A 14,386-nucleotide genomic window follows, 5' to 3' on the forward strand; every position below is an offset into this window, starting at 1 on the left:
TGGGTTCCCGCCTCCGCGGGAACGACGTGGTTTTTCCTATGAAGCGGGCTTATTCAAGCGCCCGAAATTATTCCGGACACCAGTGCGCCTGCGCGGGGACGACGTTTTTGAACGCTAACTCAGCAGCTTAACTGGACGGCATTAGAGCTGTGCCTTGATTATTGACGTACTGGCACTATCTATATCGTTTAGCCCTTGAGGGCAAACCGACCACCGAACACGGAGGCACCATGGATGACGACATTCTGGTCAGCAAGGCCGGCATCATCGAACGCTGCTGCCGGCGTGCCCGCGACGAGTATGAAAAAGACCCCAATACTTTCCCTGACGACATCACGCGCCAGGATGCCGCCACCCTGAACGTGCTCCGCGCCTGGGAAGCGGCGATCGAGATGGGCGATTATGTGATCGGCAACGCCCGCCTCGGCCTGCCGCAGGACGAGCGCGAAGTCATCACCTTGCTGGCCGAACATGGCTGGATCGCACCTACCCTGGCCGAGGATCTCAAGCGCACCGGCGAGTTCTGCCGCGCCGAATGGGATTATCAGGCGTCGCCGCTGCCGGCCCTGGTGACGATCGTCAAACGCGGCCTCGACGATTTCACCGATTATTCGGCTGCCTTGCTGGGCGGCGCACGACTCATCGAATAAACTTTCCAGCCAGTTGTCGGCGCGAAAAACAGGCGCCAACTGGTATGATTCGCCTTTTTCCGGGGGTGGCTCTCCCATTGTCTGACATGACAGGCAGCCATCCCGCACCTGATGACCAAGAAAAAAATGAGCACACCTACCAATCTGCCTGGCTTCTTCAGCCGCCTGTCGATCGCCTTCGGCGCCCTGTTCAAGTCGCTCGGCGACGCCGAGTTCGCCGCGCGCGTGCGCGATGACGGTGTTGGCCCGACCGCAGCACCTGCCCCGGCGCCCGTCCCGACTCCAGCCCCTACTCCAACGCCAGCCCCGGCCCCGACGCCCGCCCCGTCCCCACTGCGCGCGCCAAGCCCGGATTCGGCCCTGCAACTGCTGAGCCTATTCCAGCGCGAAGCCCGCCTGATCGACTTCGCCCACGAAAACCTCAGCGCCTATTCGGACGCCGACATCGGCGCCGCAGCCCGCGTCGTGCACGAAGGCTGCGCGCGCGTGCTGCGCGAGCATTTCGCGATCGAGCCGGTGCGCCTTGAGTCCGAAGGCAGCCGCATCACCCTGAACGAGGGCTTCGACGCCGCCAGCGTGCGCCTGACCGGCAATGTGGTCGGCAAGGCGCCGTTCAACGGCCTACTTTCCCATCGCGGCTGGCGCGCATCGAAAGTCACGCTGCCGCAACTGGCCGAGAGCCACGATGCGCGTGTGCTGGCCCCGGCGGAGGTGGAACTGTGAGCCAGCCGGAAAACGCGCGCTATGCCATCGGCATCGACCTGGGCACCACGCACAGCGCCCTCTCGTATGTCGACCTGCAGGCCAGCGACGGCGAAAAAGCCGTCGACGCCGTGCTGCCGATCCCGCAGCTGACCGCCCCCGGCACGATCGAGTCGCTGCCGCTGCTGCCGTCCTTCCTCTACCTGCCGCACCCGGACGAGATGCCGGCCGGCGAACGCGCCCTGCCCTGGAGCCAGTTCGATGAAACCGCGGTGGCCGGCGAGATGGCGCGCAGCCGTGGCGCCACCACGCCGATCCGCCTGGTGTCGTCCGCCAAGAGCTGGCTGTGCCACCCCGGCGTGGACCGCCGCGCCGCGATCCTGCCGCAGGACGCGCCTGAAGAAGTCACCAAGGTCTCGCCGCTGACAGCGTCGACGCGCTACCTCGAACACCTGCGCCAGGCCTGGAACGCGGCGCACCCGGAAGCGCCGTTCGACCAGCAATCGGTCACGGTCACCATCCCCGCCTCGTTCGACCCGGCCGCGCGCGAACTGACCGCGGAAGCGGCGCGCCAGGCCGGCTTCGCACCTACCCTGCTGGAAGAGCCGCAGGCGGCCCTGTACAGCTGGATCCAGGGCAGCGGCGGCCGCTGGCGCAAGCAAGTCCAACCGGGCGACATCATCCTGGTGGTCGACGTCGGCGGCGGCACCAGCGACTTCTCGCTGATCGCGATCCTCGAACGCGACGGTAAGCTCGAACCGCACCGCGTGGCCGTGGGCGACCACATCCTGCTGGGCGGCGACAATATGGACCTCGCGCTGGCCCATTTCGTGGCCCGCAAGCTCGCCACCAATGGCACACAGCTCGATGCCTGGCAGATGCGCGCCCTCACCTATGGCTGCCGTAGCGCCAAGGAAGAACTGCTGGCCAATCCGAACGCCACCACCCACCCGATCGTGGTGCCGAGCCGCGGCTCGAAGCTGATCGGCGGCTCGATCCGCACCGAACTCACGCGCGAAGAGGTTACCTCCTTCATCACCGACGGATTCTTCCCGCGCGTGGACGCGTCGGCACGTCCGGCCGTGCGCGCCCGCGCCGGCCTGACCCAGCTCGGCCTGCCATATGCGCAGGACGCCGCGATCACGCGCCACCTGGCCGCCTTCCTGGCGCGCCAGGCCGGCGCCACCGCCGAACTCGAAGGTTTCCAGGGCCGCGTGACCGCGGAGCACAGCTTCCTGCATCCGAGCGCGGTGCTGTTCAACGGCGGCGTGTTCAAGTCCGGCATCCTGGCCCAGCGCGTGATGGACACCATCAACGACTGGCTGTACATGGAAGGCGCGGAACCGGCGCGCATGCTCGAAGGCGCCGACCTGGACCTGGCGGTTGCGCGCGGCGCGGCCTATTTCAGCTACGCGCGGCGTGGCGGCGGCGTGCGCATCCGCGGCGGCACGGCGCGTTCCTACTATGTCGGCGTCGAATCGTCGATGCCGGCCATCCCCGGGATGGAGCCGCCACTCGAGGCCTTGTGCGTGGCGCCATTCGGCATGGAAGAAGGCAGCGAACTCGAACTGCCGGGCCAGGAATTCGGCCTGGTGATCGGCGAGCCGGTGACCTTCCGCTTCTTCGGTTCGACCACCCGCCGTCAGGACCGCATCGGCGACGTGCTCGAGTTCTGGGGTCCGGAAGAACTGCAGGAACTGAACGAGATCCAGGCCACGCTGCCGGCCGAAGGCCGCGTGGCCGGCGAAGTCGTGCAGGTGAAACTGCATGCGCTGGCCACTGACGCCGGCACGCTGGAACTGGCGGCTGTCGCCCGTGACGGCCAGCGCTGGAAGGTCGAGTTCGACGTTCGTACTGTCTCCGACGCACAGTGACGTACCTGGTAGGCATCGACCTCGGCACCACGAATACGGTGCTGGCCTTTGCCCACGACGGCAAAGGTGCAATCGAGCTGTTTTCGGTCGACCAGCTGGTGGCGCCCGGCGAAGTCGCCGGTGCGCCGCTGCTGCCGTCGATGCGCTACCACCCGGGCGCGGACGAACTCGCGCCCGGTGAACTGCAACTCCCCTGGAACATCACCGACGTGGCCGGCGTCGAACACGTCGCCCTCGGCCGCCTGGCGCGTGCGCTCGGCGCGGCCACGCCGGGGCGCCTGGTGGCCAGCGCCAAGAGCTGGCTATCGCATCCCGGCGTCGACCGCATGGCGCCCATCCTGCCCTGGGGTGCCGAAGGTGACGTGGCCAAGGTGTCGCCGGTGGCGGCCAGCGCCAGCTACCTGGCCCACCTGCGCGCCGCGTGGAATACGCGCTTTCCCAAACAGCCGCTCGAACGCCAGCAGATCGTGCTCACGGTGCCCGCCTCATTCGACGAAGGCGCGCGTGCGCTGACGCTGGAGGCGGCGAAACAGGCCGGCCTGCCGGACGTGCGCCTGCTGGAAGAACCGCAGGCCGCGCTGTATGACTGGCTGTACCGGCATCGTGCGAACCTGAGCGAAGATTTGGCTGATGCGCGCCTGGTGCTGGTGGCCGACGTCGGCGGCGGCACCACCGACTTCAGCCTGGTCAAGGTCGACGCCAAGGATGGCGAACCATCGCTCACCCGCATCGGCGTGGGCAACCACCTGATCCTGGGCGGCGACAATATGGACCTGGCGCTGGCCCACCTGGTCGAGACGCGCATGGCCGAACAGGCCGGCGAAGACGCCACCCGCAGCCGCCTGTCGAGCGCCCGCCTGGCCCAGCTCACCGAACGCTGCCGCGCCGCGAAAGAGCAGCTGCTGGCCGACGATGCGCCGGACCACGTCACCGTCACCCTGCTCGGCGCCGGCAGTCGTTTGATCGGCGCCAGCCGCAAGACCGACCTGCGGCGCGAGGACATCGAGCGCATCGTGCTGGACGGCTTCTTGCCGCTCAATGCGGCGCAGGAAGACGCGAAACGTGCGCGCGCCGGCATCGTCGAATTCGGCCTGCCGTATGCGAGCGACCCGGCCATCACGCGCCACCTGGCGCTCTTCCTGCGCCAGCACGCGGCCGCCGCGCGCGAGGCGCTTGGCCTGCCCGACGATGGCACGCTGCCGGTGCCCGACACAGTGCTGCTCAACGGCGGCGTGTTCAGGGGCGCGGCGCTGGCGCAGCGGCTGGTCGACACCTTGACGGCATGGCGCGGCGCTCCGGTGCGCGTGCTGCACAACGAGAACCCCGACATCGCCGTCGCCCGCGGCGCCGTGGCCTATACGCTGGCGCGCCAGGGCCTGGCCCCGGCCATCGAAAGCGGCGCCGCGCGCAGCTACTACCTGCTGCTCGATGGCGAAACGCAAGGAGACAAGCTGCGCACCGTCTGCCTGCTCCCGCGCGGCACACCCGCCGCGCTCGAGGTGGCATTGGCGGGCCGCAGCTTCGCGCTGCGCGTGGGCCGTCCGGTGCGCTTCCACCTGGTCTCGACCATCGCCGACAGTGGCGCCCCGCCGCAGCCCGGCGACCTGGTCGACCTGGATCCGTCAAAGGTGGTGCGCCTGCCGGCGATCGCCACCGTGCTGCGCGCCGCGCGCGGTGCGCCGACCGAGATCCCGGTGCGGCTGGTGACGACCCTGAGCGAAGTCGGCACGCTCGACGTGCATTGCGTGGCCGAGGATGGCGGCCAGCGCTGGCAGCTCGCCTTCCAGCTGCGCGGCGAAGACGACAGCGAGGCGCCGGACGAAGCGCTGCCGCTGGAACTTGATGCGGCAATTGACAAGATCGAGCGCGTGTTCGGCACCCGCTCGAAACAGGTCGAGCCGAAGGAAGTGAAACAGCTGCGCGCCGGCCTGGAACACCTGCTCGGATCGCGCGAACGCTGGACCACGCCCCTGCTGCGGCGCCTGTTCGATGCCCTGCTGGCGCGCGCGAAGGGGCGACGCCGCTCGGTCGAGCACGAGCGCGCCTGGCTGAATCTCGCCGGCTACTGCCTGCGTCCCGGCTTCGGCCATCCGCTCGACGAATGGCGCATGGAGCAGTTGTGGGCGATGTTCGAGGGCGGCGTCCAGCACCACAAGGACAGCCAGGTGCGCGCCGAATGGTGGACCTTGTGGCGCCGGGTGGCGGGAGGCCTGTCGACCGAATCGCAGCTGCGCGTGCTGGACGATTTCGCCTTCAACCTGCAGGCCGACGAATCGGAGCGCGGACGCCGGCCGGTCACCCTGGTCGACGGCAGCGAGGAAGACATGCTGCGCGTCGGCGCCTCGCTCGAACGCATCCCGTCGGCCTATAAAGCCGAGATCGGGGAATGGCTGCTGTCGCAGATCGATGACATCCCGTCCGCCGGCAAGCTCGATGCCCGTGCCAGCGCGCGCTATGGCCGCTACCTGTGGGCCCTGGGCCGGGTCGGTGCGCGGCAGTCGTTCCAGTCGAGCGCCCACGAAGTGGCCCCGCCCGAGGTGGCCGAAAGCTGGCTGGCAAAACTGCTGCAACTGGACTGGCGCAAGGTGGAGCCGGCCGGTTTCGCCGCCGCCCACATCGCGCGCATGACGGGCGACCGCTCGCGCGACATCAACGAGGAAGTGCGCGCGGATGTGCTGCGGCGCCTGGCATCCAGCGGCGCGCCTCCGATGTGGACGGCGATGGTGCGCGAGGTGGTGGAGCTGGACCAGGCCGTCGAGACGCGCCTGCTGGGCGATGCGCTGCCGCCGGGATTGAAGCTGCTGGGCTAGGCGACAGCACGTGCATCACGCAAGTGATAATTCGCGCTAATCCGTACGAATCCAAGTGATACATTGACATATTGCGCCGACCCGGACCATCGATAATGTCAATCCATCCCTCAGCGAAGATTCTCTCATTACTGCCATTAGTGGTAGCCTGCACGGCCTGCACTACCACGATGGCGCCATTACCCCCGCTTGACCCTGTCCTCGCGAAGATCGTCGGCACCTGGGGCGCCACGAACCATGCACCTTTTTCTTGCAGCGAATCTCCCCACGTTTTCACGATTTCACAAGACGGGAAATTCTTCACTACACGCAACAAGGAGAAACTGTATGCTGGCGGAGAGGGCACAAACGAAAGTGTCTCCCGCATACTTACTGTACGTGGGAATGTGGTGACCATGTTCAATGAGCGTGAAATGCGGCTTACCGAGAGTGGGGATCCTGCAGTGTGGTCACTCGTGCTCGTCAATGATGATCGATTTTACTGGCGCCGAACGGACTGGAAAGCCGATTTCGGCACCGCCCCATATGAGCGCTGTAAATAATTAAATCCGCAGCTTTACCTGGACAGCTGGCCAACCAGGATCAGCGACACAGGTTTGCCGGTGCGTGGATTGAGTAGCGCGCGGACGCCGCCATACCCAAGCATCAAGGTCGGGATACCTTGATGAGCAAAACTTACTATGCTAAGTTTTGCTCATCAGGTAATCAGGGGGTCGCTTCCCTGCATGTCCATGACCTCGTCCCCTCCACCTTCCGCGCCGGTCGAAAACTGGCATGCGATGCCGGCCGACGCCGTCCTGCGCCAGCTGACCTCCACACCCGACGGGCTCGACCCGGCCGAAGCGGCGCGCCGCCTGGCGCTGCACGGCCCCAACACGCTGCCATCGCCACCGCGCACGCCCGCCGTCCTGCGCTTTCTGCTGCAATTCAATAATGCGCTGATCCTGTTCCTGCTCGCCGCCGCGGCGCTGGCCGCCGTGCTCGGGCACTGGGTCGACGCGGCCGTGATCGTCGGCGTGGTCACCGTGAACGCCATCGTCGGCTTCGTCCAGGAAGGCAAGGCGGAGCAAGCCCTTTGGGCCCTGCAGGACATGCTGGCGCCCAATGCGCGCGTGGTGCGCGCCGGCCAGCATGCGACCGTCCCGGTGGCCACGCTGGCGCCCGGCGACGTGGTGCTGCTCGAAGCCGGCGACCGCATCCCCGCGGACCTGCGGCTGCTGCGCGCCCGCGCCCTGCTGATCGACGAAGCGATCCTCACCGGCGAATCGGTGGCCAGCGTCAAGACCGGCCACGCCGTCGATGTGGGTTCGGCGCTGGGCGACCGCGAAGGCATGGCGTATTCCGGCACCCTGGTTGCCGCCGGCCAGGGCCTCGGCCTGGTGGTCGCCACCGGCAGCCATACCGAGATCGGCCACATCAGCACCATGCTCGGCAAGGTCGAGCCGCTCACCACGCCGCTGCTGCGTCAAATCAACGGCTTCGGGCGGCGCTTCACCGTGCTGTCGATCGCCGTCGCCGCGCTGCTGTTCGCCTATGCGGTCGGTCTGAAAGGAATGGACTGGGTCGAGGCGCTGATGATCGTGGTGGCGATCGCGGTGGCGCTGGTGCCGGAAGGATTGCCGGCGGTGATCACCATCACCCTCGCCATCGGCGTGCAGCGCATGGCCGCGCGCCACGCCATCGTGCGCCGCCTGCCGGCGGTCGAGACGCTCGGCGCGACCACCGTGATCTGCTCCGACAAGACCGGCACCCTGACCCGCAACGAGATGACGGCCTGCCGCGTGGTGACCGAGGCGGGTAGCATCGGCGTGAGCGGCACCGGCTATGCGCCGCTGGGCGCGTTCGATCTACCCGACGACGGCGCCGGCCTGCCGGCCAATGCGCGCCGCCTGGTCGAAGCCGGCCTGCTGTGCAACGACGCCCACCTGCACCAGCATGTGGGCGGCTGGCGGGTCGATGGCGATCCGATGGAAGGCGCGCTGGTGGCGCTGGCGATGAAGGCCGGGCTGGAGCCGGACGCCTTGCGCGCCGGCCATCCGCGCGCCGACGAGATCCCGTTCGACGCCCAGCACCGTTTCATGGCCACCCTGCACGGCCTGGCCGACGGCGGCGCCGAACTGTTCGTCAAGGGCGCGCCGGAGCGCGTGCTGGGCATGAGCGGCAGCCAGCTCGATGTGGCCGGCGCACGGCTGCCGCTGGACGCCGCCTGGTGGGAAGACCAGATCGCCGCTGCTGCCTCCAGCGGCGAGCGCGTGCTGGGCTTCGCGCTGCGTCGCTTTCAATATGCGCCGCAGCAGCTGGACTTCGACACCGTGGACGAACTCGTATTCCTGGGCCTGGTCGGCTTCATCGATCCGCCGCGTCCCGAGGCGCTGGCCGCGATCGCCGATTGCCGCAGCGCCGGCATCGCGGTCAAGATGATCACCGGCGACCATGGCGCCACCGCCGCCGCCATCGCCGCGCAACTCGGACTGGCCAAGCAGCCGGTGGTGGCGACCGGCCAGGACGTCGATGCGGTCTCCGACGCCGAGCTGAGGCCCCTGGCGCGCCGCACCCACGTCTTTGCCCGCACCAATCCCGCCCACAAGCTGCGCGTCGTGCGCGCGCTGCAGGCCGAGGGCGAAGTGGTCGCGATGACCGGCGACGGCGTCAACGACGCCCCGTCGCTCAAGCAGGCCAACGTCGGCATCGCCATGGGCAACAAGGGCACCGAGGCTGCCAAGGAGGCTGCGCAGATCGTGCTGGCCGACGACAATTTCGCCTCCATCGTGGCGGCCGTGAGCGAAGGACGCACCGTCTACGACAACATCCGCAAGGTCATCGCCTGGACCCTGCCGACCAACGGCGGCGAGGTGCTGGCCATCGTCGCGGCAATGGTGCTGGGACTGACCTTGCCGATGACGCCTCCGCAGATTCTGTGGATTAACATGATCCTGACCATCACGCTCGGCCTGGTGCTGGCCTTCGAGCCGGCCGAACCGGGCGTGATGGGGCGCCGGCCGCGCGACCCGCAAGCGCCGCTGCTGTCACCCTTCATGCTGTGGCGGGTGGCGTTCGTGTCGGTGCTGTTCACCGCCGGCGTGTTCGCCGTGATGGCCTGGGCCGAACGGCGCGGCCTGGGCACAGAAGCGGCGCGCACGATGGTGGTCAATATGCTGTGCGTGCTGGAGATTTTCTATCTGTTCAACGTGCGCTACCTGCACATGCGCTCGTTTACCTGGCGCGGCGCGCGCGGCACGCCGGCGGTGCTGTGGGCAATCGTGGTCGTGGTGGTGGCGCAGCTGGCGTTCACCTACCTGCCGTGGATGCAGGCGCTGTTCGATACCCGCGCCGTAGCGCTGGTCGATGGCGTGGCGATCCTCGGCATCGGGCTGGCGTTCATGGTGGTGCTCGAAGTCGAGAAGCTGTTGCTGCGGCGCTGGGGCGTGTTCGCGGAAATCAGCTGACGCCGGCCAGGATCAGCGACACCGGCCTGCCCGTGCGCGGATGCAGTGGCTCACGCATCTCGACCACGCGCAGGCCGTGCCGCTCGAACAGCGCGACCCAGCTCGAAATCGTGCGGAAGTACCAGGGCGGCGCGTCCTGGAACTCGTCGCTGAAACCGGCCCAGCTGCCCGCGCGCCAGCCATCGGCATAGGGCGCGTCGCCGCAGGCCATCAGCGGATGCACGGTCTGCACAATCAGCGTTCCGCCGGCCCGCAGATAAGTCGGCGCGGCGGCGAACAGGCCGTCGACCGCTTCATGTCCGATCAGCGAGAAGTTGGCGACGGCGACGTCGGCCGCCAGCGCCAGTTCGCCGGCCGCGATCTGTTCATACGACAGCACGCGGAAGTCGCCGCCGCCGGCGGCACGCGCTTGCTCGACGAGGCCTTCGATCGCATCCACCCCAACCATTTCCACCTCGGGCAGTGCGCGTACCAGCCAGCCTTCGCCGCAGCCAAGATCGACGCCGGTGCGCGGCGCGCACGCGCGCACCGCCTCGACGATGGCGGCATTGGTCACCAGCGTGCGGCTCTCGATTTCTCCGCTACGCACTGCGCTGGTCCAGGGGTTCGCGTTGCGCGACCAGGATGCGAGGATTGCTGCGTCGGTGTGATCGGTCATGGCGTCTCCTTTGGCGCTCATTATGCATGACGCGGCGGCCCCCCCCCCAGGCATGCGGCAGCCATCGCGATCATCCAGTAGACTGGCCGGGTTTCAACGCATCCATCCTGTCGTCCATGAAATCTCCGCAACGCCTGCCGCTACTGCTCGTCGCCATCACGGCCGCCGCCATCATCTTCGCCTTCATCAAGAAGCCGCCCGAGCAGGACGTGCTTCCGCCGCCGCTGGTCTCCCTGGAAAAGATGGGCCACCTGGTCTCACTCAAGATGAACTACGCGGACGTCATCGAATTCACGCAGCCGAACGCGGTCGACATTCCCTGGTCGCAATGGGAAGTACGGCTGGGCAGCACCCGCGTGCTGCTGGTCGCGCGCGGCGACTGCACGGTGGCGACCGACCTGCGCCAGGCGCGCTATGAGGACATCGACGAGCGCGCGCGCACCCTCACCGTGGTGCTGCCGCCGCCCTCCCCATTGCAGGCGCGCATCAGCCACGAAGCGCGCAACCGGGGCGGCTCCTACTTCTATGCGGTCACCGAGCAGGGGCTGCAAGCCTTCATCCCCTCCGCCCAGACCCGCACCACGGCGATGAACAATGCACTGGGCACGGCGCAGAAGGCGGTGCAGGCGGCCTGCAGCCAGCCCGCCGTGCTCAATACCGCCAAGGAAAACGCGGCCACCGTCATGCAGGCCACCCTGGCCGCCACCGGCTGGATGCCGACCGTCATCTGGGAACCGCTGTCTGCTGCAAGGCCCTGAACGGCGATCAGGACGCGGGCGTCGCCTCAAGCAAGGCGTCGCGCGCGTCCTTGTACTGCCGCGATCCTTTCAAGCGCTCCAGGTAGCGAATTGGCCGCCGCTTGTCCATGCCGATGTCGTAATTGAGGCTGCCGCGCGCACCGCAATAAGCCTCGCAAGTACGCCCGGCATCGGAAGAGGCCCGATCGGTCAGTGTCAGCTTGCCGTTCTTCTCTCCAATCTTGAGCACGCACGGCGCATCACCCGCGGCCGGCGGCTCTGGATCGCGATAGACGAACATGCCGTCCTCGAAGCGCGCCATGCCGTATATGCCGCAGGTGTGGCCATTGAAGAAATCGAGGTGCACGCGCACGTAAACATGGTCGCGGTCGTACGGGACGATCTCGACGATGTCTTCGGCCTGGTAGGACTCTGTTTCGTCCTTGCCGGGCACGATGAATGCGCTCATGAAACGGTGCTTGTACACGCCAGCAATGCGCTCCATCGCCTGCACTGCCGGCGAGACCGGCGTAGCGGCAATGGCCGCGCCGGCAAGGATGGCGCTGGCCAGGAAAAAGCCTGTATATTTCATTTCCAACCTTGGATCGTAAGTACACACAACACTTTACAGGACAACGGAAACCGCACGTACTACTACGTACGCAATCCGCATGGGCATTCGTGTAAAATCGTTTCAGCAGGTTATCGAATAATCGCGTAATAATTCAACTATATAGGTGACAAAACCATGCGAGTCTTCCCGTCCAAAGGAAAATCCCTCGTCTTCGCTCTGGCAGCAACCGTCCTCTCCACCAGCGCCTTCGCCCAGAACTGGCCAACCGGCACCGTGACCGTGGTCGTGCCATGGCCGGCCGGCGGCCCGTCCGACATCGCGGCCCGCCCGCTGGCGAAAGGCCTGACCACCGACCTGAAACAGTCGTTCGTCATCGATAACCGCGGCGGCGGCGGCGGCAATATCGGCAGCGCGGCCGTGACCCGCGCCAAGCCGGACGGCCAGACCCTCCTGATCACCTCGAGCGCACCGATCGTGATCAACCCGAGCCTGTACAAGAAGATGGCCTTCGACCCGGCCAAGGACCTGATCCCGGTCACCAACCTGCTGCGCGCGCCGCTGGTGCTGGTCGCCCACCCATCGGTGCCGGCCAAGAACGTCAAGGAACTGCTGGCCCACATCCAGTCGAAGAAAGGCCAGTTCTCGTACGCGTCGGCCGGCAACGGCACCCCGCAGCACCTGACCGGTGAACTGTTCCGCGGCGTGACCAAGCTCGACATGGTGCACGTGCCGTACAAGGGCTCGGCGCCGGCGATTTCCGACCTGCTGGGCGGCCACATCCCGATCATGTTCGACTCGACCATCGCGATCATGCCGCACATCAAGAGCGGCAAGGTGAAGCCGATCGCCATCTCGGGCAACAAGCGCTCGCCGCTGCTGCCGGACGTGCCGACCTTCGCCGAAGCGGGCCTGAACATCGAGTCCTACGCCTGGTACGGCCTGTTCGTGCCGGCCAAGACCCCGAAAGCCATCGTCGACAAGATCAACGCCGAATCGCAGAAAGTCATGAAGCAGCCTGACTTCCAGCGCGTGCTGGCCGACACCGGCACCGAGTACGTGGGCGATACGCCAGAAAACTTCGCCAAGTTCGTGCAGGCCGAGAGCGCGAAATGGTCGAAGATCGTGAAGGACAGCGGCGCGACCGTCGACTGATCCACACGATCCTGTAGTACCCAATAAAGCGGGTGACGCGGCATGGCCGGGTCGCCCGTTTTTGCATTCAAGCCCGTTTCATCGCAACGTGGTGCAAATGCGGCGACGTCAACCTGACGCCGGCGGCATCGAACACGTCCAGCACGTTCTGATGCAGGCGGTTGCACACCTCGGCCCGGCTGCGCGGGCTGTCGGCCGCCGCGTGGGCGCACAGGCGGTATTCGATGTAGAAATCCGATAGCGCCGCCTGCACGATGAAGGGTTTCGGTTCGGCCGCGATGCCTTGCGCCGCGCCGGCTGCCTGCTCGAGCAGCGCGTGCACCGTGCGCCACGGCGTGTCGTAGCCGACCGTGACCTTGACCTCGGTGACGAAACCGTCCTCGATCACGCCGTCGCGCGAGAAGTTGCTGGTGGTGTTGGACAGCACCCAGGCGTTAGGCATCAGGACTTCTTCGCCGCTGCCGGTGCAGAGGCGTGTCTCGAACATGCCCATGTCGACCACCGTGCCCTCCTTGTCGCCCACGCGCACGTATTCCCCTTTTCTCAGCGAGCGGGTGTACATCAGGATCAGGCCTGCGGCGCCTTGCGCCACGATGCTCGAGGCGCCGATCGACACCATCAGGCCGGCCAGCACCGTCACGCCCTGGAAGGCCGCCGTGTGCGAGCCCGGCAGGTAGGGATAGGACATCGCCAGCGCGAACAGGGCGATCACGATATTGACCAGGCGCCGGGTCGGCGCCGCCGTGTCCTGGTCCAGCCAGCCCACCTGCAGTTCGCCGCTCTCGACCCGCTTGAACACCGAGGCCGCGGTCAGCATCACCAGGCGCGCCAGCGCGGCAATGACCAGCACCACCAGCAGGCCGGGAATCGCGGCCGCCATCGACTGGCCGATCCCCACCGCCATCTCGATCAGGTAGCCCTTGAGCCACTCGCCCCAGCTGCGGGTGTAGGCGAATTCGCCGAGCAGGAAGCTGATCCAGATATAGGTGGCCAGCAGGCGCAGGCCCCATACCACCGCCATCGTCACCTGGCGCAGGAAGCTCACATACAGGTGGGCGTCGAGCAGGCGCACGTTGCGGAAGCTCACCCGCGCCAGGCGCACGCCGAGCAGGCGCTCGAAGCGGCTCTTGACCGCGCTGCGCAGCAGCACCAGCGCGCGCAGCACAAAGACATAGGCCAGGGTGGCGGCGACGCACAGCGCCGCGGCTTCGACCAGCACGCGCGGGTCGCTCGCCTCGCGCCGCGCCGCCAGCGCGCGTTCCAGCTTGCGCGCGCTGTCGTGCGCGACGTCCTGGGTCGTGTCGCCGGCCAGCATATTGATGTCGGCCGGCGTCACCAGGAACAGCGGCGCGCCGTCGAGCAGCACCTGGCTGCCCTCGGCCAGCGCATTGACCGTGGCGCGCTGCGGCCCCTTGCCCGACAAGGCCTTGTCGAGGCGGCGCTGGGCCGCTTCGAGGCGGTCTTGCGGCGAGTGCCCGGCCAGGGTAGCGCGGAATACGAAGACCTTGCGGGTGGCGACGGTGAAGTCGGCGCGTACGGTCGGTTGGGCCGACGCGGCCATGGTCGCGACCGGCGCTGTTTCGGGCTGGGCGGCCCAGACGCAGGAATACAGCCCCATCAAGGCTAAAACAAGGAGTGCGCGGATGATCGCCATGGAAAAACACAAATCGGTAAAAACGAAATGTTACCCCAGAACACTTCCGCTCAGCAGGCAAACCACTTACTTACAACAGACCCAGACCAAGATCTTTCCGACAAGCTACCGTGTTCCGTGTCTTTTCGA

At 67.0% G+C, this 14,386-nt stretch carries 10 protein-coding genes; 7 read left to right on the top strand and 3 right to left on the bottom strand.

The features are described 5' to 3' along the window. Positions 1-230: 230 nt before the first annotated feature. From hepT to SOM61_RS21275, 5 genes are all read left to right on the top strand, one after another. Positions 231-650: a type VII toxin-antitoxin system HepT family RNase toxin gene (gene hepT / locus SOM61_RS21255; protein WP_320475927.1), complete on the top strand. Its 420-nt coding sequence runs from the start codon at positions 231-233 to the stop codon at positions 648-650. Positions 651-776: 126 nt separating this feature from the next. Beyond that, positions 777-1,373, top strand: coding sequence for a DUF2760 domain-containing protein (locus SOM61_RS21260; protein WP_320475928.1), 597 nt, complete (start codon positions 777-779; stop codon positions 1,371-1,373). Then, positions 1,370-3,226 carry an Hsp70 family protein gene (locus SOM61_RS21265; RefSeq protein WP_320475929.1) on the top strand — a complete coding sequence of 619 codons (1,857 nt, stop codon included), beginning with the start codon at positions 1,370-1,372 and terminating at the stop codon, positions 3,224-3,226. Before SOM61_RS21260 ends, SOM61_RS21265 begins: the two co-directional genes overlap by 4 nt. Then, a complete protein-coding gene (locus tag SOM61_RS21270) occupies positions 3,223-6,036 on the top strand; it encodes an Hsp70 family protein (protein WP_320475930.1) in 2,814 nt (937 codons plus the stop codon). The genes SOM61_RS21265 and SOM61_RS21270 overlap by 4 nt, the downstream gene beginning before the upstream one ends. A gap of 725 nt (positions 6,037-6,761) precedes the next feature. Beyond that, on the top strand, positions 6,762-9,482 hold the full coding sequence (locus SOM61_RS21275) for an HAD-IC family P-type ATPase (protein ID WP_414675055.1): 2,721 nt from the start codon (positions 6,762-6,764) through the stop codon (positions 9,480-9,482). Here the strand turns inward: SOM61_RS21275 and SOM61_RS21280 are convergent. Then, positions 9,475-10,140, bottom strand: coding sequence for a class I SAM-dependent methyltransferase (locus SOM61_RS21280; RefSeq protein WP_320475932.1), 666 nt, complete (start codon positions 10,138-10,140; stop codon positions 9,475-9,477). The two genes, SOM61_RS21275 and SOM61_RS21280, sit on opposite strands and share 8 nt — an antisense overlap. 116 nt (positions 10,141-10,256) lie before the next feature. Here SOM61_RS21280 and SOM61_RS21285 point away from each other — a divergent pair, with 116 nt between their 5' ends. Beyond that, complete coding sequence (locus SOM61_RS21285) at positions 10,257-10,898, top strand: DUF4230 domain-containing protein (protein WP_320475933.1); 642 nt, start codon at positions 10,257-10,259, stop codon at positions 10,896-10,898. Positions 10,899-10,905: 7 nt separating this feature from the next. Here SOM61_RS21285 and SOM61_RS21290 read toward each other — a convergent pair whose 3' ends face one another. Further along, entirely contained in the window at positions 10,906-11,475 is a 570-nt protein-coding gene (locus SOM61_RS21290) for a hypothetical protein (protein ID WP_320475934.1), read from the bottom strand. Positions 11,476-11,625: 150 nt separating this feature from the next. Between SOM61_RS21290 and SOM61_RS21295 the strand changes: the two genes are divergently transcribed. Next, positions 11,626-12,603 carry a Bug family tripartite tricarboxylate transporter substrate binding protein gene (locus tag SOM61_RS21295; RefSeq protein WP_123070935.1) on the top strand — a complete coding sequence of 326 codons (978 nt, stop codon included), beginning with the start codon at positions 11,626-11,628 and terminating at the stop codon, positions 12,601-12,603. A gap of 67 nt (positions 12,604-12,670) precedes the next feature. Here the strand turns inward: SOM61_RS21295 and SOM61_RS21300 are convergent, their stop codons facing one another. Beyond that, entirely contained in the window at positions 12,671-14,257 is a 1,587-nt protein-coding gene (locus SOM61_RS21300; RefSeq protein WP_320475935.1) for a mechanosensitive ion channel family protein, read from the bottom strand. Between the last annotated feature and the right edge of the window lie 129 nt (positions 14,258-14,386).

Source organism: Massilia sp. CFBP9012 (genome assembly GCF_034045115.1).
Taxonomy (GTDB): domain Bacteria; phylum Pseudomonadota; class Gammaproteobacteria; order Burkholderiales; family Burkholderiaceae_D; genus Telluria.